This window comes from Streptomyces sp. NBC_00029, from assembly GCF_045160505.1.
In the GTDB taxonomy this organism is placed as follows: domain Bacteria; phylum Actinomycetota; class Actinomycetes; order Streptomycetales; family Streptomycetaceae; genus Streptomyces.
In genome coordinates this window covers 4,303,190-4,323,477 of sequence record NZ_CP108292.1, presented here as the reverse complement: position 1 = coordinate 4,323,477, position 20,288 = coordinate 4,303,190, and the positions used below count along the sequence as shown (strand labels likewise).

The following is a 20,288-nucleotide window of genomic DNA, read 5'->3' as shown; positions in this document are numbered from 1 at the left end:
GGCGCATTGGGGCTCGGCGTCGCCCCCGGCGCAGGGGCCGGTGTCAGACGCCGTCGACCTGGGTCGGCTGCTGGAGGTCGTCCGCGTGCTCACCCGTCACCAGGTAGACCACGCGCTTGGCCACCGACACCGCGTGGTCGGCGAAGCGCTCGTAGTAGCGGCCCAGCAGCGTCACGTCCACCGCCGTCTCGATGCCGTGCTTCCAGCGGTCGTCCATCAGGTGCTGGAACAGCGTGCGGTGCAGCTGGTCCATCTCGTCGTCGTCCTGCTCCAGCTGGAGCGCCAGGTCGACGTCCTTCGTGATGATGACCTCGGCGGCCTTCGCCATCAGGCGCTGCGCCAGCTGCCCCATCTCCAGCATGGTGGCGTGCAGGTCCCGCGGCACGGCCGTGTCCGGGAAGCGCAGCCGGGCGAGCTTCGCCACGTGCTGGGCCAGGTCGCCGCTGCGCTCCAGGTCGGCGCTCATGCGCAGCGAGGTCACCACGATGCGCAGGTCGGTGGCGACCGGCTGCTGGCGGGCCAGCAGGGCGATGGCGCGGGCCTCCAGGTCGTGCTGGAGGTCGTCGACCTTCTGGTCGGCGGCGATGACGCTCTCGGCGAGCTTCAGGTCGGCGTCGAGCATGGACGTCGTGGCCCGCCCGATCGCGGAACCGACGAGCCGGGCCATCTCGACCAGGCCTTCTCCGATCGAGTCCAGTTCCTCGTGGTACGCGTCGCGCATGTCTCGTGTCCCTCTCTCGACCTACTACTGCCTACTGCAGCGAGCACTGCCCGGGGGCGGGCCTGGGGCGGCTTCCGGCCCCACGTTGACACGGTGAGCCGCAAACGCGTCCGACTCCGGCACCACAAGTGAATCAACCCCGTCGCCAGGGTGAACTCTGGGCGACGACTGTTCGAGGTGCCACCCGAACGGCTGTGGAAGTGTCGTCCGGCCTGCTTAACCTGGATCCATGGACGTGAACGCGGCGGTCGCCGCAGCTGCAGCGATCGCCGGTCTGTGCACCGGTGTGATCGCGATGCTGGCGTTCCGCTGGAGCGAGCGCGACCAGGCCCGCCCCACCCGGAGCTCCATGCGCCCCGACATCAATGCCGTGCTCCCGCCCGGCGTGGACACCGTCCTCTCGGTGCTGCGCTCCTCGGCCGTCGTACTGGACGAGGGCGACGCGGTGGTCAAGGCCAGTTCGGCGGCGTACGCACTCGGGCTGGTCCGCGGCGGCAAGCTCGCCGTCGAGCCCATGCTCCACATGGCCCGCGACACCCGCCGCGACGGGGAGATACGCCAGGTCGAGCTGGACCTGCCCCGGCGCGGTACCGGCCGGGGAGAGGCCCTCGCGGTCTCGGCGCGCGTCGCCCCGCTCGGCTCCCGCCTGGTGCTCCTCCTGGTCGAGGACCTCACCGAGGCCCGCCGCATCGAGGCCGTACGCCGCGACTTCGTGGCCAACGTGTCGCACGAGCTGAAAACCCCGGTCGGGGCGATCTCCCTGCTGTCCGAGGCCGTCATGGACGCCGCGGACGACCCCGAGGCGGTCAGCCGTTTCGCCGGCCGCATGCAGATCGAGTCCACCCGGCTGATCAACCTCGTGCAGGAGCTCATCGACCTCTCCCGGGTGCAGAACGACGACCCGCTGGAGGACGCCGAGCCCGTACGCGTGGACACGCTGGTCGCCGAGGCCATCGACCGCTGCCGCCACACGGCGTCCTCCAAGCAGATCACCATGGCCGCGGGCGGCACCGCCGACCTGCGCGTATGGGGCAACCGGGGACAGCTCGCGGCCGCCCTCGGAAACCTGGTCGAGAACGCCGTCAACTACAGCCCCGCCCGCACCCGCGTCGGTATCGCCGGACGCAGGGTGACGGCTCCTGGGGGAGACTTGATCGAGATCGCCGTAACCGACCAGGGCATCGGCATCCCGGAAAAGGACCGCGAGCGCATCTTCGAGCGCTTCTACCGCGTGGACCCGGCCCGCTCCCGCGCCACGGGAGGAACCGGCCTCGGCCTTGCGATCGTGAAGCACGTGGCGGCCTCGCACGGCGGGGAGGTGTCGGTATGGAGCTCGGAGGGCCAGGGTTCCACGTTCACTCTGAGACTCCCTGAAGCAGCCGCGCCGGCCCCGGCGGCGGCCCCCCGTACCCACCCGACCCCTGCCTGACCCAGAACCGCTCCAGCCATTCCTGCCCCGGAGGTCCTTCCGTGACCCGAGTGCTCGTCGTCGAGGATGAGGAATCCTTCAGCGACGCCCTGTCCTACATGCTCCGCAAGGAGGGCTTCGAGGTCGCCATCGCCGCGACCGGGCCCGACGGGCTGGACGAGTTCGAGCGCAACGGCGCCGACCTCGTCCTCCTCGACCTGATGCTCCCCGGCCTGCCCGGCACGGAGGTCTGCCGGCAGCTGCGCGGCCGCTCCAACGTCCCCGTGATCATGGTGACCGCCAAGGACAGCGAGATCGACAAGGTCGTCGGGCTGGAAATAGGAGCGGACGACTACGTCACGAAGCCCTTCTCCTCCCGCGAGCTGGTGGCCCGCATCCGCGCGGTCCTGCGCCGCCGCGGTGAGCCGGAGGAGGTCACTCCGGCGGCCCTGGAGGCGGGCCCCGTACGGATGGACGTCGACCGCCACGTGGTCACCGTCGCCGGCGGCAAGGTGGACCTCCCGCTGAAGGAGTTCGACCTGCTGGAGATGCTGCTGCGCAACGCGGGCCGCGTGCTGACCCGTATGCAGCTCATCGACCGGGTCTGGGGCGCCGACTACGTCGGCGACACCAAGACCCTCGACGTCCACGTCAAGCGCCTGCGCGCCAAGATCGAGCCGGACCCGGGCGCGCCGCGCTACCTGGTCACCGTGCGAGGTCTCGGCTACAAGTTCGAGCCGTAGGCCGACGACGCTCCTGCGCTCCGAGGCCGGCCGGAGGCCGGCGCAGCGTCCCGACGCCGGTGAGGCCCCCTGGGCCTCGCCGTGCGAGGGGCGCACGCGGGACGGGGTTCGAGCCGGACCCGGGCGCGCCGCGCTACCTGGTCACCGTGCGAGGTCTCGGCTACAAGTTCGAGCCGTGGGCCGGGCCGCCGTAGTGCAGTACGGGAAGGGCCCCCATCCGCTGATGCGGATGGGGGCCCTTCCCGTATGCGTACGTCAGTGGCCCGCGCTGTGCGAGGGGGAGCCCGACGGCTTGCCGGTGGCGCCGGCCGCGGGGGACCCGGACGGGGAGCCCGAGGCGGAACCGGAGGCACCGGCCGACGGGGAGCCCGACGGGGACCCGGACGGGGAGCCCGACGGCGTGCCCGAGGGGGAGCCGGACGGGGAGGCGGCAGGGGCCGGGGCCGCGGTCGGGCCGAACGGCGCGAACGCACCGGTGGCCGGGACCACGAAGGCCTCCAGCTCGACGCCGCCCGTGCTGCTCAGCTGGAAGAGGACCTTCTGGACCTCGCCGTCCCGGACGGTCGCGGCGCCGTCCTCGATCACGGCGGAGGCGTTGCCCTTGCCGCCGATCACGACGTAGCCGAGGGCCGGCACGGTGACCTTGCCGGCGCCCTCGGCGGGCTTCAGCACGACCTTGCCCTTGCCACCCGGGAGGGTGATGCCGTCAAGCGTCTGAGCCTTGGTGCCGTTGTTGAAGACCGTCGCGGAGACGACCGCGGGACCCTTCTCGCCCTTCTGGCCCTGGGTGATCACCAGCGCGTTCTGGACCTGGATCTCGCCCTTGGTGACGGCGGCGTTGTCCGGCTTGATCTGGAGAGTCTGCGCATCGTTGCCCGCACCACAGGCGGCCAGCGAAGCGATCGAGAACATGACGGCGGTGGCGGCGAGGGCGCCGCGTCGAAGGCTGCGGCTCACGGCGGCGGCAACTCCTTGGACGATCGGAAGGGAGGGTGGGCTCCGCCCAGCGCTACCGCTGGGAGGTACCGGTACCCCCTGGAACGGCCGAGGTAAAGCCGCTCTAAGGGTGTGTCAGCGCGCTTAGGTTACCGAGCCGCCGCCCCGCCCCCGCACCCGACCCTCCGCAGCGCCGCCGCCACCCTGGGCGCGTCCCGCGATCTTGCATTCCGCTGTGCCGTTCACCGAGCCGATCTTGTGGTGCTCGCATATCGTGCGCCGGACCCCCGTTGATCAATTTCCGGATTCCCCCGAACACCACTTCGTGATCAATTCAGGATTGGGCCGGAACGCGCTCGGTGCGGGCGGCCGCCAGTCCAACGGAGTAGTTCGGTTTCCCGACTCGGAACCCGGCAAATCGGGACGTACGTCACACGGATGGAGGTGCGGGGCAGGTGTAGCGTGGCCCTTTCGCCTGGTCCGCGCAGCGCCCCCGACCTGCGAATACCCCCTTCCGGAAGCCCTTCGCAGCACGTTCGTGTCGCTGTTGTCAAGCCCCGAGATGTGCCCTGACCTGCGAAAACGCCATTCATAACAGTCAGTTCTCGTGTTACCCTGGATAGCCACGGAAGGGGTACCTGTCACATGACGTTCAAGGTTGGCGACACCGTGGTCTATCCCCATCACGGGGCCGCGCTGATCGAGGCCATTGAGACTCGTCAGATCAAAGGCGTGGACAAGACCTACTTGGTGCTCAAGGTCGCCCAGGGCGACCTGACGGTTCGTGTGCCTGCGGACAATGCGGAGTTCGTCGGCGTTCGCGACGTAGTCGGCCAGGACGGGCTGGACCGGGTCTTCGAGGTGCTTCGTGCACCGTATGCAGAAGAGCCGACGAACTGGTCCCGGCGCTACAAGGCAAATCTGGAGAAGCTCGCTTCTGGCGATGTCATCAAGGTCGCCGAAGTGGTGCGTGACCTGTGGCGTCGTGAGCGTGAGCGCGGGCTTTCCGCGGGCGAGAAGCGCATGCTCGCGAAGGCGCGCCAGATTCTGGTGAGCGAGCTCGCGCTCGCTGAGAACACGAACGAGGACAAGGCCGAGGCCCTCCTCGACGAGGTGCTCGCGTCCTGACGCGAGTCCCCGTGCACAGTTTGGTGCGCAGCTTGCCGCGGTGCCCGATGACAAGGTCTCTCCTCCACGAGAGGCCTGTTGCCGGGCGCTGCGGCATGTCTGTATCCGTACCTCTTGCACCTGTTGCATCCACTGCATCATTGCCACCATCGCCGCCACCGCGATGGCGTGCCGGGCCCGGGCAGCCTGCTCGACCGGTCGTCACGGAAGGGGCGAGGGCGTCGCACCCGGCACCCTTCAGGCCATACCCATGTCGGCCGAAGTCACAAACCTGGCTCGGAGCTACTGAATGTCTGACGTAACGCGTCCCCACCGCACCGCCGCGGTGATCCCGGCCGCCGGCCGGGGGGTACGCCTCGGTCCGGGCGCCCCCAAGGCCCTGCGGGCCCTCGGCGGTACCCCGATGCTCATCCACGCCGTACGCGCGATGGCCCGCTCCCGCGCGGTCTCCCTCGTCGTGGTCGTCGCCCCGCCCGCCGAGGCCGCCGAGGTGCGCCTGCTGCTGGGCGAGCACGCGCTGCCCGAGCGCACCGAGCTGCTGGTCGTCCCCGGCGGGGAGACCCGCCAGGAGTCCGTGCGCGCCGGCCTGGACGCGCTGCCGGCGGACGTCACCTCCGTACTCATCCACGACGCGGCCCGCCCGCTCGTCCCCGTGGACACCGTGGACTCGGTCGTGGAGGCCGTGCGCGACGGGGCGCCCGCCGTGGTGCCCGCGCTGCCCCTGGCCGACACGGTCAAGGAGGTCGAGCCCGGCAGGCCCGGCGAACCCGAGCCGGTCCTCGGCACGCCCGAGCGGGCCCGGCTGCGCGCCGTGCAGACCCCGCAGGGCTTCGACCTCGCCACCCTCCTGCGCGCGCACGCCGAGATCGCCGTCGCCGGCGAGGGCGCCACCGACGACGCCGGAATGGTGGAACGGCTGGGTGTCACCGTCGTGGTGATCCCGGGCCATGAAGAGGCCTTCAAGGTCACCCGTCCGCTCGACCTGGTCCTCGCCGAGGCCGTACTCGCCCGCAGGAGGGCCACCGATGGCTACTGAGCCCACCACCCCCGCCGCGCCGCTGATCCCGCTCGTCGGCATCGGCACCGACGTCCACGCCTTCGAGACCGGCCGCGAGCTGTGGTGCGCCGGCCTGCTCTGGGAGGGCGAGGACGGCCTGGCCGGCCACTCCGACGGTGACGTCGCCGCCCACGCCGCCTGCGACGCGCTCTTCTCCGCCGCGGGCGTCGGTGACCTCGGCGCGCACTTCGGCACCTCCCGCCCCGAGTGGTCCGGCGCCGCCGGCGTCACCCTTCTGGCGGAGGCGGCCCGCATCGTCCGCGCCGAGGGTTTCGAGATCGGCAACATCGCCATCCAGGTGATCGGCGTACGCCCGAAGATCGGCAAGCGGCGCGAAGAGGCACAGAAGGCGCTCGCGGCCGCGGCCGGCGCCCCCGTCTCCGTGTCCGGCACCACCACCGACGGACTGGGGCTCACCGGTCGTGCCGAAGGGCTCGCCGCCATCGCCACCGCCCTCGTGTACCGGACGAACCGGGCCTGAACGCACGTAGCGGCCGCACATCTTCGGCAACAAAGGTGCCCCGGGTCCCGAAAGGGTCGCGGGGCACTGCTACAGGGCCACTACCCTGGATGCCGTGACTATTCGCCTGTACGACACCAGCGCCCGGCAGATCCGCGACTTCGCCCCGCTCACCGCGGGCTGTGTCTCGATCTACCTGTGCGGCGCCACGGTGCAGGCCGCCCCGCACATCGGGCACATCCGGTCGGGCCTCAACTTCGACATGATGCGCCGCTGGTTCGAGTACCGGGGCTACGAGGTCACCTTCATCCGCAACGTCACGGACATCGACGACAAGATCATCGCGAAGGCCGCCGAGCAGCGCCGCCCGTGGTGGTCCATCGGTTACGAGAACGAGCGCGCCTTCAACGACGGCTACACCGCGCTCGGCTGCCTCCCGCCCACCTACGAACCGCGTGCCACCGGCCACGTCACCGAGATGGTCGAGATGATGCGCGGCCTCATCGAGCGCGGTCACGCCTACGAGTCCGAGGGCAACGTCTACTTCGACGTGAAGTCGTACGCCGATTACCTCTCGCTCTCCCGCCAGGAGCTCGACAACATCCGCCAGCCGGAGAGCACCGGCGAGACGGGCAAGCGCGACGCACGCGACTTCGCCATGTGGAAGTCCGTCAAGCCCGGCGAGCCCTCCTGGGAGACCCCGTGGGGCCGCGGCCGTCCCGGCTGGCACCTGGAGTGCTCGGCCATGGCGCACAAGTACCTCGGCGAGGCCTTCGACATCCACGGCGGCGGGCTCGACCTGATCTTCCCGCACCACGAGAACGAGATCGCCCAGGCCAAGGCCTTCGGCGACGAGTTCGCGAAGTACTGGGTCCACAACGCCTGGGTCACGATGTCCGGCGAGAAGATGTCCAAGTCGCTGGGCAACTCGGTCCTCGTCTCCGAGATGGTCAAGAACTGGCGCCCGATCGTCCTGCGCTACTACCTCGGCACCCCGCACTACCGGTCGATGATCGAGTACAGCGAGGACGCGCTGCGCGAGGCCGAATCGGCCTTCGCCCGGATCGAGGGCTTCTACCAGCGCGTCATCGAGAAGGCCGGCGGTCCCGTCGAGCCGGCGGCCGAGGTCCCGCCCGCCTTCGCCGAGGCCATGGACGACGACCTGGGCGTCCCGCAGGCGCTCGCCATCGTCCACACCACCGTCCGCCAGGGCAACAGCGCGCTCGCCGCCGACGACAAGGACGCGGCCATCGCGCGCCTGTCCGAGGTACGGGCCATGCTGGGCGTCCTCGGCCTGGACCCGCTCGACCCCCACTGGGACGGCGGGAACGGCTCCGACCGCGGCGAGGAGCTCCACGGCGCCGTGGACACCCTCGTACGACTCGTGCTGGAGCAGCGCGAGTCCGCACGGGCCCGCAAGGACTGGGCGACCGCCGACGCGATCCGCGACCAGCTCCAGCAGTCCGGGCTGGTCATCGAGGACAGCCCCACCGGTCCGCGCTGGACGCTCGGCCCCCGCTGAGCCCAGCAGCTGAACTTGGTGTGCTGCCCGGCGCTCCGGGCGGCACACTCTTCATACGTACATATCGCAGCACCAACGAAAACAGGTAGAAGTCATGGCCGGGAACAGCCAGCGCAGGAACCGCCGCACGTCCAACAAGAAGGGCGCGACGGTCGGCAGCGGTGGCCAGCGGCGCAAGGGCCTGGAAGGCAGGGGCCCCACGCCCAAGGCCGAGGACCGCAAGAAGCACAAGGCCAACCGCATCAGCAACGCCATGGCCCGGCAGGCCGCCAAGCGCCGCCCGGCCCCGCGCCGCGGCGGTCCCAAGGGCACCAGCGAGATGGTGGTCGGCCGCAACCCGGTCTTCGAGGCGCTGCGCGACGGGGTCCCGGCCACCACGCTCTACGTCCAGCAGTTCATCGACAACGACGAGCGCGTCCGCGAGGCCCTCCAGCTCGCCGGCGAGCGCGGCAACATCAACCTGATGGAAGCCCCGCGCCCCGAGCTCGACCGCATGACCAACGGGCTCAACCACCAGGGCCTGGTCCTCCAGGTCCCGCCGTACGAGTACGCGCACCCCGAGGACCTCACCGCGGCCGCCTACGACAACGGCGACGACCCGCTGATCGTCGCCCTCGACGGCGTCACCGACCCGCGCAACCTCGGCGCGATCGTCCGTTCCGTCTCCGCCTTCGGCGGCCACGGCGTGGTCATCCCCGAGCGCCGCGCCGCCGGCATGACCGCCGGTGCGTGGAAGACCTCGGCCGGCACCGCCGCCCGTACCCCGGTCTCGCGCGTCACCAACCTGACCCGCGCCCTCCAGGACTACAAGAAGGCCGGCATCACCGTCGTCGGCCTCGCGGCCGAGGGCACCCACGAGGTCCAGGACCTCGAGGTGCTCGGCGGCCCGGTCGTCATCGTCGTCGGCTCCGAGGGCAAGGGGCTGGGCCGTCTCGTCGGCGAGAACTGCGACTACCTCGTGCGCATCCCGATGCCGGGCGGCGCCGAGTCGCTCAACGCCGGTGTCGCCGCGGGCGTCGTGCTCTACGAGGCGGCCCGCCGCCGCGCCACCCGCGGCCGCGTCTGAGCTCCGCGCGACTGATCCACTTGGCTCAGGGAATGTGACCCGTGAGCGTGTCACCCCGCCTGATTCGGGCGGGGTGGCTTGATCTTGACGGGTCTCGGACACATCCCTGTCGTCAAGGCAGTGTCCTAAACACTGATCACTCGGTTAGATGAGTGTGGACACCAGAACGTCAGGGTTCGACGACCAGCCCGCGCTGAGCATGGTCAAGGTGCCGTGCGACCCCGCACAGGTCATCGTCAACCACGCCAGCTTCCGCGTGCGGCTCGCACCGAGCCCGAGCGCGCGTTCCAAGCCCGCGAAGGCCCCCGGCCGCGCACCCGTCCTGGGTGGCGCCGTGGTGGCGGCCGCCGGGGCCACCCGCCGCCGGGCCCCCGTGGTCTGGAGCGGCAAGTCCGACGCCGGCGACGCCGCGGCCATGGGCGGACTGCTCCAGGCCGTCCGCGAGGCCGGGCGCGGACACGACGAGTACGACGGCGGCGCCACCCAGGTCATCCCGCGCGTGGACATGGTCCACGACCTCGCCGAGGACACCCTCGCCACGCCGACCGTCATCGGCCAGCGCAGCTACGGGGACCCCGCCGAGACGCGTCCGCTGGCCGCCGTACGGGACCTGCCGTACCAGGGGCCGCCCGGCTCCGGGCCCGGCGCGGACTCCCGCCGGTCCGGCCCCGACACGCGCGGGCAGGCCTCGTACTACCCCGGCCGCCGGATGAACCTCGGCGTCGTGCTGCTCCCGCTGCGCGTCTTCCTCGGATTCATCTCCATCTACGCCGGCATGGGCAAGCTGTGCGACCCCGTCTACTTCGACGGCGGCGAGCGCGGCTCCATGGTCACCTGGCTGCACACGCTGAACCCGTGGGCACTGGCCGAGCCGCTGCGCGACTTCGCGCTCGCGCACCCGGTCGGCGCGGGACTGAGCGTGGCCTTCCTCCAGGTCATCGTGGGCGTGCTGACGGTCTTCGGCCTGTGGCAGCGGTTCGCCGCCTGCTTCGGGGCGCTGCTGTCCGCAGCGCTGCTGATGACCGTGAGCTGGAAGACCGTCCCGGCCTACGACGCGCCCGACATCATCTACCTCGCCGCCTGGAGCCCGCTGATCATCGCGGGTGCCCCGGTCTACTCCCTCGACGGGCGCCTCGCCGGCGAGGCCTGGCGGACCCTCGGGCCGCGCTCCGAGATCTGGCGGCTGCGGCGGCGCGTGCTGCGCCGCGGGGCCGTCATGGCCACCGTCGTCTGCGGACTCACCCTGCTCGTCGGCTCGCTCCTCGGCGGCGCCGTCCGCTCCTCCACCGTCGTCACCGTCCCCGGGCCGGGCGAGGCCCCCAGCAACTACCTGCCGGGCCGCCCGCTGCCGCAGGCGCCGGCGAAGCAGCAGCCGGGCCAGCGGCAGCCCTCGCAGTCGCCGAGCAAGGCGGCGTCGCCCTCGGCGAGTGCGACCGAGCCCGCCACGAAGTCCGGGAAGACCGCGTCCGGCAGCCCCTCCAAGGGGACCTCGGGGACGCGCTCCGAGTCGCCCACCGCGACGCGGGGCACCACCGGCAAGCAGCAGACCCCGCGCGCCACGCCCCGGCAGTCCTCCTCGCCGAGGCAGCCGTCCTCTGCCGGGACCACGAGCGGCGGGGCTCCGGCCCCGAAGCAGCCGGGCCTGATCGGCGGGCTCATCGGCTGACACCGGCACAGGGAAAGCGGGGCCCGGCACGCACGAGCGTGCCGGGCCCCTCCGTGTGTGCAGGGCGCGCGGGCGGTGCGTACGGGCGCCACGTACGGGCGGTGCGGCGCCCGGGGTACGGGCGGTGCGGCGGGAGCGCGGGCGTGCGTGCGGGCCGGGAAGGGCCTCAGGAGCCCGTCTGCGCCGCCAACTCCCTTGCGGCCTCGGTGAGGTCCTTCGCGGTGTCGATGGCCCGCCAGTAGGCCCCCTGGGGCAGCGGGAAGCCCGCGAGGCGTCGCTCACGGGCCAGACGCGGGAACGTCGTCCGCTCGTGATCCCCCAAGTCCGGGAGCAGTGCGGCGAATTCGGGGCTGAAGACGTACACCCCCGCGTTGACGAGGTAGGGCGACGGCGGGGCCTCGATGAAGTCCAGCACGTGCCCGAACTCGTTGGTCTCCACGACTCCCCACGGGATCCGCGGCCGGGCCAGCGCGAGCGTGGCCACCGCGTCCCGCTCGGCGTGGAAGGCCGCCATGTCGCGGAGCGAGAAGCGGGTCCAGACATCGCCGTTCGTCGCGTACCAGGCCCGGTCGGGGTGCGGGAGCCGGCGGGCGGCGTACTTGAGACCGCCGCCGCGGCCCAGCGGCTCCTCCTCGACCACCGTGGTGACGCGCAGCGGCAACCGGGCCCCGGCCAGCCACTCCTGGAGCACCTCGGCGAGGTGCCCGCAGGAGACCACGGCGTCCGTGACCCCCTCGGCGGCCAGCCAGGCCAGCTGGTGCCCGATGATCGGCACCCCCGTCCCCGGGATCTCGACCATCGGCTTCGGACGGTCGTCCGTGTACGGGCGCAGCCGCGACCCCTGGCCGCCCGCCAGGACGACGGCCTGGGTGGGGGCGGCGGGGAACGCGGCTGCGGAGGGAGCGGGCGGAGCGGATCGGTGGTCGTCGGTCATGGCGGCCAGCGTAGGGACGTGGCGTGCGTCAGCCCATGGAGGCGACGCCGGAGGCGTACGAGGTGTCGCAGACGGGACGGGCGAAGGACTGTGCCTTCGTCGGGCCGTACGCGTCCACGGCGGCCCGCCCCAGCGCCCGGGCGATCCCCACGCAGTGCTCGGCGAGCGAGGGTCGCCGGTTCACCTCCTGCTGGAGGTGGGTGAGGACGTCGTCGGGCTGACCGCCCTGCTGCAGCTCGCCGACGAGCTGATCGCGCAGCACCTCGTGCGCGGCGCGCGGCTTCGCGGGGACGGAGACGTCCTCGGCGGCGGCGGTCAGGACCTGGGAGGACGAAGTGTCCGCCCACGGGACCATGGTGACCGCGAGGGTCCCGGACAGGACCAGGACGACGGGCAGGACCAGGGCGAGGGAACGGCCGATACGGCGGGCAGTGTGGGTCACGAGGGCGAGAGTAGCGCTCGGTGAAGATTTGGCGACATTTAGTCACCCTGTCGGGGGATGGTTCGACGTGGTTTTTCGAATTAAGGGTTGACGGTTGGGGCCGAATGGCCCGGTCTGCCGGGGTTCCTGAAGCAGTCCGGAGGGATCCCGGCCGGACAACGGACGCCGAAGGGGCGCCCCTTGACGGGGCGCCCCTCCAACGACTCTGAAACCTGCGGGAGCTGCTAGTTGGACAGCCGCTCGCCGGAGGAGGTCGAGAAGACGTGGATCTCGTCCGCGCGCGGCACCACGTGGAGGCTGGAGCCCTTCTCCGGGACCTGGCGGCCGCCCACGCGGACCACGAGGTCCTGGGAGCCCTCGGCGGTCGCGGTGGAGCCGTAGACGTAGCCGTCGGCGCCGAGTTCCTCGACGACGTTCACGACGATGGTCAGACCGCCGGTCTCGGCGACGTCGAAGTGCTCCGGACGGACACCGACCATGACGGTGCGGTCGCCCGCGTCGGCCGCCGCGGACAGCGCCTCGCGCGACACCGGGACGACGCTGTCGCCGAACTTCACGCCGCCGTCGGTGATCGGGACCTCGACCAGGTTCATGGCCGGGGAGCCGATGAAGCCGGCGACGAAGAGGTTCGCGGGGCGGTCGTACATGTTGCGCGGGGTGTCGACCTGCTGGAGCAGCCCGTCCTTGAGGACGGCCACGCGGTCGCCCATCGTCATGGCCTCGACCTGGTCGTGGGTGACGTAGACGGTGGTGATGCCGAGGTCGCGCTGGAGCGCCGCGATCTGCGTGCGGGTGGAGACGCGGAGCTTGGCGTCGAGGTTCGACAGCGGCTCGTCCATGAGGAACACCTGGGGCTTGCGCACGATGGCGCGGCCCATGGCGACGCGCTGGCGCTGGCCGCCGGAGAGCGCCTTGGGCTTGCGGTCCAGGTACTGGGTGAGGTCGAGCATCTTCGCCGCGTCCTCCACCTTCTTGCGAATGGTGGCCTTGTCCTCGCCGGCGATCTTGAGCGCGAAGCCCATGTTGTCGGCGACGGTCATGTGCGGGTAGAGCGCGTAGTTCTGGAACACCATCGCGATGTCCCGGTCCTTGGGCGGCAGGTGCGTGACGTCGCGGTCACCGATGCGGATGGCGCCGCCGTTGACGTCCTCCAGGCCGGCGAGCATGCGCAGCGAGGTGGACTTGCCGCAGCCGGACGGGCCGACGAGGACGAGGAACTCGCCGTCCTGGATCTCCAGCTCGAGCTGGTCGACGGCGGGCTTGTCGCCGCCGGGGTACAGACGGGTCGCCTTGTCGAAAGTGACAGAAGCCATGGTGATGAATCCCTTCTACCGGCAGGAACGTGCCGGACGATCCGAGTGGAAGGTCTAGTCCAGTAATCGGACTCCGCACGACGCTACCCGTCGAAGCGGCTTCTGTCAGTACCTGAGGGGTGCGTCGGTGCTCACGTGGGCGGCTTCAATGCGATGGCCCGGGGAATCGCGTGCTGTGTAGAGTGATGGCGGCTTCGCGCGCAGTACACGCGCACTGCCGCGCCTCCTTAGCTCAGTCCGGCCAGAGCAACGCACTTGTAATGCGTAGGTCGTCGGTTCGAATCCGACAGGGGGCCCCACCGGAACCCCGGCTCACTCCGCTGAGCCGGGGTTTCCGCGTTCCCGCGGTCAGCCGCGGCCCGAGATGCGGTCGGCCAGGCGGGCCAGGGGGGTCGTCGTCGGGCGGTGGGTGGCGCTCTCGCGGCGGTCGGCCTCGCGGTAGGCGGCGTAGAGGGCCTGGACGCCGAGCCAGCGCAACGGCTCCGGCTCCCAGCGGCGGACGCGGTGGTTCACCCAGGGGAGGGCGGTCAGCTCGGTGGACTCGCCGAGGACCAGGTCGCGCAGGGTGCGGGCGGCGAGGTTGGAGGTGGCGACGCCGGAGCCGACGTAGCCGCCCGCCCAGCCCAGGCCCGAGGCGCGGTCCAGGGTGACGGTGGCGCACCAGTCGCGGGGGACGCCGAGGACGCCCGACCAGGCGTGCGTGATCTCCGTACCGGTGAGCTGCGGGAAGAAGGCGGTCAACAGGGCGGTCAGGCTTGCGACGGTGGCCGGCTGGGTGCGGCCGTCGTTGTCGGTGCGCGATCCGAAGCGGTACGGGACTCCGCGCCCGCCGATCGCGATGCGGTCGTCGGCGGTGCGCTGGGCGTACATGTACGCGTGGGCCATGTCGCCGAGGAGCGGGCTGTCCGACCAGCCCAGCCGGTCCCAGACCGAGGGCGGGAGGGGCGCGGTCACGATCATGGAGGAGTTCATCGGGAGCCAGGAGCGCTTCTGGCCCTTGAGGGCTGCGGTGAAGCCCTCCGTGCAGCGCAGCACGTGGGGGGCGCGGACCGTGCCGTACGGGGTGACGGCGCGGCCCGGGGCGATCTCGGTGACGGGCGTGGACTCGTGGATCACCACGCCGAGCGCCTCGACGGCGGCGGCCAGGCCCTTGGCCAGCTTCAGGGGGTGGATGCGGGCGCCGTGCGGGCTCCAGCTGGAGCCGACGGCGTCGGCGATGTCGATGCGGGCGCGGGTGGCGGCGGCGTCGAGGAGCTCGCGGTCGGTCTCGCCGAAGGCGACCTCGTGGGCGTGGAAGGCCCGCAGGCGGCTGAGCTGGGCGGGGGTGCGGGCGACTTCGAGGACGCCGCCGCGGTGGATGTCGGCGTCGATGCCCTCCTTGGCGGCGACGTCGATGACCTCGGTGACCGTCTCGTTCATGGCCTGCTGGAGGCGGCGGGCGGCCGGGTGGCCGTGGAGGGCGGCGTAGCGGTCGCGGCCGGCGATGCCGTTGTAGAGCCAGCCGCCGTTGCGCCCGGAGGCGCCGTAGCCGCAGAACTTCTGCTCCAGGAGCGTGATGCGGAGGCCGGGGGCGGCGCGCTTGAGGTAATAGGCCGTCCACAGGCCGGTGTAGCCGCCGCCGACGATGACGACGTCGGCGGTGGTGTCGGTGGTGAGGGGGGCACGGGGCGGGTCGGTGCGGTCGTCGCTCGCGTACCAGAAGGAGATGCCGCCGTTGATCGTCATGCGGAGTTGGTACACCTCGCGCGGGAAGGGTGTCCAGACCGTTGCCCTGCGGAGTGCCCTGCGGGCTGCTCGGCGGGGTTGCGCCTCGGCCCTGCGGGCTGCTCGGGGATGCGTGGCTCGGGCCGCCCCTGCCTCGGGCCGCGCCTCAAACGCCGGCGGGGCTGGGGTGTGCGGTCCGCTCGGCGGCTCCCGGCTCGGCCGGGCTGTGCCTCGATCGCCGGCGGGGTTGGGGTGTGCGGGTTTGTCGGCTGGCACGGTCGGAGTCCTGCCGTGGGGTGGGGACACGCAGGAGGGTCCCCGGAGGACGAGCGCGCGACCGCGGCCGCCTGTCCGTGACGGGCCCGCGTGCGCCGAGCCGAGGAGACTCTCGTGCGGGGCACCGCCCCACACCACCCAGCCCCGCCGGCGTTTGAGGCGCCCCCCGGGCCGGGACAGGCCCGAGCAGACGGGCACCGCCGAGCCGCCCGCAGGGCACCCGGCACCGCGCTACGGTCACCGCATGGTTGAGATTCCGGAGGGGCTGGTCGAGGCGCAGGTCGGGTTCAACGGCGACGCGGGGCGGGAGTTCATCGCCGCTCTGCCCGCGCGGGCGGAGCGGTTTCTGGAGGAGTGGGGGCTGCTTCGTACCGGGCCGGCGATGCACGGGGTGACGGCCCTGGTGCTGCCGGTGGTGCAGGCCGACGGGAGCCCCGCCGTGCTGAAGCTGGTGTCGGTGGACGAGGAGAGCGCGGGGGAGCCGGTCGCGCTGCGCGCGTGGGACGGGCGCGGCTGCGTACGGCTGCTGCGGCACGACGCGGGCACGGGCACCCTGCTGCTGGAGCGGCTGGACGAGGGCCGCGGCCTCGCGGAGCTCGCGCGGCGGGACGCGCGTGCGGCGGTGGCGGTGGTCGGGGAGTTGCTGGCGCGGCTCGGCGCGGTGCCGGCCCCGGCCGGGCTGCGCGGGCTCGGCGACATGGCCGCCGGGATGCTGGCTCAGGTGCCGCAGGCGCTGGGGCGGCTGGTGGACGAGCGCGACCGGCGGCTGCTGAAGGACTGCGCGGCGGCGGTCGCGGAGGTGGCGGGCGAGCCGGGTGACCGGCTGCTGCACTGGGACCTGCACTACGACAACGTGCTGGCCGGCGCCCGGGAGCCGTGGCTGGCGATCGACCCGAAGCCGCTGGCGGGCGATCCGGGGTTCGATCTGATGCCGGCGATCATCAACAACTTCCGCGCCGGGGACGTGCGGTGGCGGTTCGACCTGCTGACGGAGGCGGCGGGGCTGGACCGGGAGCGGGCGCGGGCCTGGACGCTGGGGCGGGTGCTGCAGAACTGCCTGTGGGACGTGGAGGACGGGGAAGAGCGCCTGGACGACGACCAGTTGACGGTCGCCGAGGTGCTGCTGAAGGGGTGATCCGCGGCCGTTCTAGGCTGCGGGCATGATCCGTAGCGCTGAAATCACCGATGTCCCCGCCATCCACACGATGATCCGCGAGCTCGCCGCGTACGAGAAGGTGCCGCACGAGGCGAGGGCCACCGAGGAGCAGGTGCGGGAGGCGCTGTTCGGTCCGCGCCCGGCGGTGTTCGCGCACGTCGCGGAGACGGATGACGGGGAGGTCGTCGGTTTCGCGGTGTGGTTCCTCTCCTTCTCGACGTGGCGCGGGGTGCACGGGATCTACCTGGAGGACCTGTACGTACGGCCCGGCGTGCGCGGCGGCGGTCACGGCAAGGCGCTGCTGCGGGAGTTGGCGCGGACGTGCGTGGAGCGGGGCTACGAGCGGCTGGAGTGGTCGGTGCTGAACTGGAACGCGCCGACGATCGCCTTCTACGAGGCCCTGGGCGCGCGGCCGCAGGAGGAGTGGTCGGTGTACCGGCTCACGGACGGGCCGCTCGCGGAGCTGGCGGTTTAGGGGGCCCTCGGCCGGGCCCGCGTCGTCCGGCTTCAGGGTTCCAGGACGACCTTGCCGGTGGTGGCTCGGGTCTCCAGGTCGTGGTGGGCGGTGGCGGCCTCGGCGAGCGGGTAGCGGGTGAGGGCGGGGCGCAGGCGGCCCGCGGCGGCTTCGGCGAGGGCGCGGGTCTCCAGGACGCGCAGCGGGTCGGGGGCGCCGACCTGCTGGAGCATCGTGGGGCCGAGGACGCCGCGGGTGGTGATGCCGCGGGCGTCGAGGTCGGCGCGCTCGGCTTCGGTGAGGTCGAGGGGGCCCCCGGACCAGCCGAAGACGAGGTGGCGGGCGCCGGGGGCGAGCAGGCCGAGGGCGGTTCGGGCGGTTTCGCCTCCGACGGAGTCGAAGAGGACGGTGGCTCCGCCGGGGTGGTGGGCGCGTACGGCGTCGGCCCAGGTGGGGTCGGTGTAGTCGAGGGCGAGGTGGGCGCCGTTGGCGGCGGCCAGGGCGGTCTTGGCGGGGCCGCCGGCGAGGGCGATGACGGTGGCGCCGACGTTCACCGCGTACTGGACGAGGAGGGTGCCGATGCCGCCCGCGGCGGCGGGTACCAGGGCGACGGAGTCCGGGCCGAGGTCGGCGAACTGCAGGATCCCGAGGGTGGTGCGGCCGGTGCCGATCATGGCGACGGCCGCGGCGGGGTCGAGGCCGTCCGGTACGGGGTGCAGGCGGTCGGCGTCGGCGACGGCGTACTGGGCGTAGCCGCCGGGCGCGAAGCCGAGGTGGACGACGACGGTGCGGCCGAGCCAGGCGGGGTCGGTGCCGGGGCCGAGGGCGTCGACGGTGCCGGCGACCTCGCGGCCAGGCACGGTGGGGAGCTCGGGAAGCGGGGCGGGAGGGCCCTGGACGCCCCGGCGGAGGCTGGTGTCGAGGAGGTGGACGCCGGCGGCGGCAACGGCGATGCGCACCTGGCCGGGGGCCGGGACGGGGGTGTCCGTGAGCTCGTAGGAGAGGTTCTCGGCGGGGCCGAAGGCGTGGAGGCGGACGGCTCGCATGCCGGTGTCGGTGGTCATGGACCCAGGTTGTGACCTCAAGTCCGGTTGAGGTCAAGAGCGGCCGGTCGCTCTCAGCGCTGTCAGTGGGGTGGTTCACGATGGGGGCATGGCGCGCAAAGGGCAGCAGGAGCAGACGGTGAAGGCGGCACGGCGGCCGGAGCTGCGGCTGCCCGGGCTGACCGTGTGGGAGGGGGGTGAGCTGGAGCCGGACGGGGACTACGACGGGCTGGAGTTCGCGGACCTCGACCTGGCGGGGCAGGAGGGGATCGGGTCCCGGTTCATGGACTGCGCGGTGCGGCGGTGTGCGCTGGACGAGGCGGGGCTGGCGAAGGCGCGGATCCTGGACTCGGTGCTGGAGGGGGTCCGGGGCGTGGGGACGGACCTGTCGGGGGCCTCGCTGCGGGACGTGGAGCTGGTGGACGCGCGGCTGGGCGGGGTGCAGCTGCACGGGGCGGTGCTGGAGCGGGTGGTGGTCCGCGGGGGCAAGATCGACTACCTGAACCTGCGGAAGGCGCGGCTCAAGGACGTGGTCTTCGAGGGGTGCGTGCTGGTGGAGCCGGACTTCGCGGGCGCGGTGCTGGAGCGTGTGGAGTTCCGGGAGTGCGCGCTGCGGGGGGTGGACTTCAGCGGGGTGCGGATGGCGGACGTGGACCTGCGGGAGGCGTCCGTGCTGGAGATCGCGCGCGGGGTGGACGCCCTGGCCGGGGCGGTCATCAGCCCGGGGCAGCTGTTCGACCTGGCCCCGGCGCTGGCGGCGCAGCTGGGCGTGCGGGTGGTGTCCTAGGTTCTGTCGGGCGTGACCTCGGGGGCGGCTTGGAGGGTGTCCCGCCGGTCGAGCCGGGGGTAGGGGTACGGGTAGCGGTGGTGCGGTGCGTGCAGGTCCTTCCAGCGCGTGGCGTGGGGGAGGCCGAGCAGGCATACGGCGTGCCGGAGCTCTGCGCGGGCGCCGGCGGCTCGGAGGCGGTCGGGGGCCTCGCGCGCGAGCCAGGCGGTCAGCTCCGTACGGATCTCCTCGGCTTCCTCGTCCGACCAGACGAGCCATGAGCGCCAGGGGAGCGAGTCCTCCAGGAGGTCGCGTTCCCACTCGTCGACCGTGCTGGTGAGGTGCTGGTCGGCGACCGGGTGGCGGAGGTCCCGCCAGACCGCCAGCCAGGGGCCGATGGCTCCGGAGGCCTCGGCGCAGAGCGGGAGGAGTTCGTGCGCGGGGACGGCGGGGTCCTGGGTGAGGAGGGTGTGGGCCCACCAGGCGTGCAGGAATTCCCGTACGACCGCGCTCTGCTGCGCGGGCCACTGCTGCCAGGCGGCGCGGTGGAACGAGTTGCCGATGTTGCCGATGTTCCACGCGTATTCGCCGAGGCCTCCGGTCAGTTCGCGGGCGAACTGCGGCAGGACGCGCCGCAGCACTGCGCCGTGGTCGTTCCAGTCGGGCGCGCTCCAGGTGCGGTGCAGGAGGTCGAGGTCGAGATCCGTTCCGGGGAGCTTCAGCAGGGCGAGCTCTTCCGGGCTGCCCCAGTGGCAGTCGCACTGGGTCTCGTCGGCCCGGGCGGACATCCCCCGGAAGGTGACGCCCAGCTGGTCGAGCGCCCGGTCGAGCCGGGCCCGTGCCGCGGAGGCGGAGGCGGTGGCGGAAGACGCGGCGTCGGGGCGGTCGGGTTCGGTCATGGTCGGCGGTGCCTCACGGGGACTCCGGGCCGTTCCGGCCCGAAGAGCGCGAGTCTATTCGTACGCGGATCAGGCCGGGACGCGGGGGAAGCGGGCCTGGAGGGTCCAGATCGCGGGGTTGTCGGCGAGGCCGTCGTGCATGTCGATCAGGTCCGCGATGACGTCGTGCAGGAAGTCGCGGGCCTCGCGGCGCAGCAGGCGGTGGCTGAAGGTCAGCGGGGCCTCCTCGGCCGGCATCCAGTCGGCCTCGACGTCGACCCAGCCGAAGCGGCGCTCGAAGAGCATCCGGTCCGTGGACTCGGTGAAGTCGAGCTCGGCGAACTGCCGGTTGGCGGAGCGGTTGCCGCGGGGGTCCTTGTCGAGCTGTTCGACGATGTCGCACAGCGCCCAGGCGAAGTCCAGTACGGGCACCCATCCCCAGGCTGTGGACACTTCCCGGTCGGCGTTGGTGTCGGCGAGGTAGACGTCCCCGCAGAACAGGTCGTGCCGCAGGGTGTGGACGTCCGCGGAGCGGTAGTCGGTCTGCGGGGGGTCCGGGAAGCGCCGGGAGAGGGAGTAGCCGATGTCGAGCACGTTCCGATGGTGTCACGGGTA

General features: G+C 72.3%; 20 protein-coding genes and 1 tRNA gene. 12 read left to right on the top strand and 9 right to left on the bottom strand.

From position 1 onward, the window contains the following. Positions 1-43 precede the first annotated feature (43 nt). Entirely contained in the window at positions 44-721 is a 678-nt protein-coding gene (gene phoU / locus OG753_RS20235; protein ID WP_327263161.1) for a phosphate signaling complex protein PhoU, read from the bottom strand. A 229-nt stretch (positions 722-950) separates the two neighbouring features. Here phoU and OG753_RS20230 point away from each other — a divergent pair, with 229 nt between their 5' ends. Both OG753_RS20230 and OG753_RS20225 read left to right on the top strand, forming a co-directional pair. Then, entirely contained in the window at positions 951-2,150 is a 1,200-nt protein-coding gene (locus OG753_RS20230; RefSeq protein ID WP_327263160.1) for an ATP-binding protein, read from the top strand. Positions 2,151-2,191: 41 nt separating this feature from the next. Next, complete coding sequence (locus OG753_RS20225) at positions 2,192-2,872, top strand: response regulator transcription factor (protein ID WP_030387286.1); 681 nt, start codon at positions 2,192-2,194, stop codon at positions 2,870-2,872. Between the two features lie 255 nt (positions 2,873-3,127). On the opposite strand, the gene OG753_RS20220 is transcribed toward OG753_RS20225, so the two are convergent. Further along, positions 3,128-3,829, bottom strand: coding sequence for a DUF461 domain-containing protein (locus OG753_RS20220; RefSeq protein WP_405789475.1), 702 nt, complete (start codon positions 3,827-3,829; stop codon positions 3,128-3,130). Between the two features lie 624 nt (positions 3,830-4,453). Between OG753_RS20220 and OG753_RS20215 the strand changes: the two genes are divergently transcribed. The 6 genes from OG753_RS20215 (at position 4,454) to OG753_RS20190 (ending at position 10,707) form a co-directional block, all read left to right on the top strand. Continuing rightward, entirely contained in the window at positions 4,454-4,936 is a 483-nt protein-coding gene (locus OG753_RS20215) for a CarD family transcriptional regulator (RefSeq protein WP_003953493.1), read from the top strand. 289 nt (positions 4,937-5,225) lie between these two features. Next, positions 5,226-5,972: a 2-C-methyl-D-erythritol 4-phosphate cytidylyltransferase gene (gene ispD / locus OG753_RS20210; RefSeq protein WP_327263158.1), complete on the top strand. Its 747-nt coding sequence runs from the start codon at positions 5,226-5,228 to the stop codon at positions 5,970-5,972. Next, positions 5,962-6,474, top strand: coding sequence for a 2-C-methyl-D-erythritol 2,4-cyclodiphosphate synthase (gene ispF / locus OG753_RS20205; RefSeq protein WP_327263157.1), 513 nt, complete (start codon positions 5,962-5,964; stop codon positions 6,472-6,474). The genes ispD and ispF overlap by 11 nt, the downstream gene beginning before the upstream one ends. A gap of 94 nt (positions 6,475-6,568) precedes the next feature. Further along, on the top strand, positions 6,569-7,975 hold the full coding sequence (cysS, locus tag OG753_RS20200; protein WP_405789473.1) for a cysteine--tRNA ligase: 1,407 nt from the start codon (positions 6,569-6,571) through the stop codon (positions 7,973-7,975). Between the two features lie 94 nt (positions 7,976-8,069). Beyond that, positions 8,070-9,041: a 23S rRNA (guanosine(2251)-2'-O)-methyltransferase RlmB gene (gene rlmB, locus OG753_RS20195; protein ID WP_327263155.1), complete on the top strand. Its 972-nt coding sequence runs from the start codon at positions 8,070-8,072 to the stop codon at positions 9,039-9,041. Positions 9,042-9,189: 148 nt separating this feature from the next. Then, complete coding sequence (locus OG753_RS20190) at positions 9,190-10,707, top strand: DoxX family protein (protein ID WP_327263154.1); 1,518 nt, start codon at positions 9,190-9,192, stop codon at positions 10,705-10,707. Between the two features lie 166 nt (positions 10,708-10,873). Here OG753_RS20190 and OG753_RS20185 read toward each other — a convergent pair whose 3' ends face one another. From OG753_RS20185 to OG753_RS20175, 3 genes are all read right to left on the bottom strand, one after another. Next, positions 10,874-11,641 carry a nucleotidyltransferase family protein gene (locus OG753_RS20185; protein WP_327263153.1) on the bottom strand — a complete coding sequence of 256 codons (768 nt, stop codon included), beginning with the start codon at positions 11,639-11,641 and terminating at the stop codon, positions 10,874-10,876. Between the two features lie 28 nt (positions 11,642-11,669). After that, complete coding sequence (locus tag OG753_RS20180; protein ID WP_327263152.1) at positions 11,670-12,083, bottom strand: hypothetical protein; 414 nt, start codon at positions 12,081-12,083, stop codon at positions 11,670-11,672. Positions 12,084-12,307: 224 nt separating this feature from the next. Then, entirely contained in the window at positions 12,308-13,396 is a 1,089-nt protein-coding gene (locus OG753_RS20175; RefSeq protein ID WP_327263151.1) for a sn-glycerol-3-phosphate ABC transporter ATP-binding protein UgpC, read from the bottom strand. 221 nt (positions 13,397-13,617) lie between these two features. Here OG753_RS20175 and OG753_RS20170 point away from each other — a divergent pair. After that, positions 13,618-13,695 (top strand) — tRNA-Thr (locus OG753_RS20170). Positions 13,696-13,744: 49 nt separating this feature from the next. Here OG753_RS20170 and OG753_RS20165 read toward each other — a convergent pair. Continuing rightward, positions 13,745-15,121, bottom strand: a complete 1,377-nt coding sequence (locus OG753_RS20165; RefSeq protein WP_405789470.1) for an NAD(P)/FAD-dependent oxidoreductase — start codon at positions 15,119-15,121, stop codon at positions 13,745-13,747. Positions 15,122-15,620: 499 nt separating this feature from the next. On the opposite strand from OG753_RS20165, the gene OG753_RS20160 reads away from it, so the two are divergent. Next, a complete protein-coding gene (locus tag OG753_RS20160; protein ID WP_327263149.1) occupies positions 15,621-16,511 on the top strand; it encodes an aminoglycoside phosphotransferase family protein in 891 nt (296 codons plus the stop codon). Positions 16,512-16,536: 25 nt separating this feature from the next. After that, positions 16,537-17,007: a GNAT family N-acetyltransferase gene (locus OG753_RS20155; protein ID WP_405789468.1), complete on the top strand. Its 471-nt coding sequence runs from the start codon at positions 16,537-16,539 to the stop codon at positions 17,005-17,007. 32 nt (positions 17,008-17,039) lie between these two features. Here the strand turns inward: OG753_RS20155 and OG753_RS20150 are convergent, their stop codons facing one another. Beyond that, positions 17,040-18,032, bottom strand: coding sequence for a zinc-binding dehydrogenase (locus OG753_RS20150; protein ID WP_327266836.1), 993 nt, complete (start codon positions 18,030-18,032; stop codon positions 17,040-17,042). 106 nt (positions 18,033-18,138) lie between these two features. On the opposite strand from OG753_RS20150, the gene OG753_RS20145 reads away from it, so the two are divergent. Then, positions 18,139-18,816 carry a pentapeptide repeat-containing protein gene (locus OG753_RS20145; protein ID WP_405789466.1) on the top strand — a complete coding sequence of 226 codons (678 nt, stop codon included), beginning with the start codon at positions 18,139-18,141 and terminating at the stop codon, positions 18,814-18,816. Here OG753_RS20145 and OG753_RS20140 read toward each other — a convergent pair. Together OG753_RS20140 and OG753_RS20135 are read right to left on the bottom strand one after the other, a co-directional pair. Further along, positions 18,813-19,694: a hypothetical protein gene (locus OG753_RS20140; RefSeq protein WP_405789464.1), complete on the bottom strand. Its 882-nt coding sequence runs from the start codon at positions 19,692-19,694 to the stop codon at positions 18,813-18,815. The genes OG753_RS20145 and OG753_RS20140 overlap by 4 nt on opposite strands. 69 nt (positions 19,695-19,763) lie before the next feature. After that, a complete protein-coding gene (locus OG753_RS20135) occupies positions 19,764-20,267 on the bottom strand; it encodes a hypothetical protein (RefSeq protein WP_327263145.1) in 504 nt (167 codons plus the stop codon). Positions 20,268-20,288 lie beyond the last annotated feature (21 nt).

Bases quoted from the DNA above. Each gene is read 5' to 3' on its own strand.
- phoU (WP_327263161.1), bottom strand. From the start codon at position 721: ATGCGCGACGCGTACCACGAGGAACTGGACTCGATCGGAGAAGGCCTG.
- OG753_RS20230 (WP_327263160.1), top strand. From the start codon at position 951: ATGGACGTGAACGCGGCGGTCGCCGCAGCTGCAGCGATCGCCGGTCTG.
- OG753_RS20215 (WP_003953493.1), top strand. From the start codon at position 4,454: ATGACGTTCAAGGTTGGCGACACCGTGGTCTATCCCCATCACGGGGCC.
- ispD (WP_327263158.1), top strand. From the start codon at position 5,226: ATGTCTGACGTAACGCGTCCCCACCGCACCGCCGCGGTGATCCCGGCC.
- ispF (WP_327263157.1), top strand. From the start codon at position 5,962: ATGGCTACTGAGCCCACCACCCCCGCCGCGCCGCTGATCCCGCTCGTC.
- rlmB (WP_327263155.1), top strand. From the start codon at position 8,070: ATGGCCGGGAACAGCCAGCGCAGGAACCGCCGCACGTCCAACAAGAAG.
- OG753_RS20190 (WP_327263154.1), top strand. From the start codon at position 9,190: ATGAGTGTGGACACCAGAACGTCAGGGTTCGACGACCAGCCCGCGCTG.
- OG753_RS20185 (WP_327263153.1), bottom strand. From the start codon at position 11,641: ATGACCGACGACCACCGATCCGCTCCGCCCGCTCCCTCCGCAGCCGCG.
- OG753_RS20175 (WP_327263151.1), bottom strand. From the start codon at position 13,396: ATGGCTTCTGTCACTTTCGACAAGGCGACCCGTCTGTACCCCGGCGGC.
- OG753_RS20165 (WP_405789470.1), bottom strand. From the start codon at position 15,121: ATGACGATCAACGGCGGCATCTCCTTCTGGTACGCGAGCGACGACCGC.
- OG753_RS20160 (WP_327263149.1), top strand. From the start codon at position 15,621: ATGGTTGAGATTCCGGAGGGGCTGGTCGAGGCGCAGGTCGGGTTCAAC.
- OG753_RS20155 (WP_405789468.1), top strand. From the start codon at position 16,537: ATGATCCGTAGCGCTGAAATCACCGATGTCCCCGCCATCCACACGATG.
- OG753_RS20150 (WP_327266836.1), bottom strand. From the start codon at position 18,032: ATGCGAGCCGTCCGCCTCCACGCCTTCGGCCCCGCCGAGAACCTCTCC.
- OG753_RS20145 (WP_405789466.1), top strand. From the start codon at position 18,139: ATGGCGCGCAAAGGGCAGCAGGAGCAGACGGTGAAGGCGGCACGGCGG.
- OG753_RS20140 (WP_405789464.1), bottom strand. From the start codon at position 19,694: ATGACCGAACCCGACCGCCCCGACGCCGCGTCTTCCGCCACCGCCTCC.